General features: G+C 32.8%; 1 protein-coding gene. It reads left to right on the forward strand.

The features are described 5' to 3' along the window. Positions 1–381 (forward strand): hypothetical protein (locus A4R26_RS34980; RefSeq protein ID WP_165760269.1); only part of this gene is annotated, 381 nt, incomplete at both ends.

Below are 381 nucleotides of genomic sequence, written 5' to 3' on the forward strand. Positions count from 1 at the left end.
ATGACCAGTTTGTTTATCTTAATAAGATCGAATCGGAGGAAAAGGAGAAGGTTAAAGAAATACTTGGCAAGTATTATGATGAGCTCAAGGATAAGGAAGACAGTGAAAGTATGAAAAGAAAGGATGAACTGATGGACATAGCCCGGTTTATAATTTTTCTGAAGGATGATGTTAAGCTTATAAGTATGGGTGAAAGCCCTGATTTTATAGTTGAGATCAATGGAGAACAGATTGGAATCGAACATACAAGAGTTTATGATAAACAATTGGTTGCTATGATTAGCAATTTGGAAAAGACATTTAAAGTGGTCCAAAATGATTTAATTGCTAAGTTTCCTGAGGAGAAAAAACTATTTAATATACAGCTTAATTATGATGAAG

This window comes from Niastella populi (assembly GCF_002078015.1).
Taxonomy (GTDB): domain Bacteria; phylum Bacteroidota; class Bacteroidia; order Chitinophagales; family Chitinophagaceae; genus Niastella; species Niastella populi.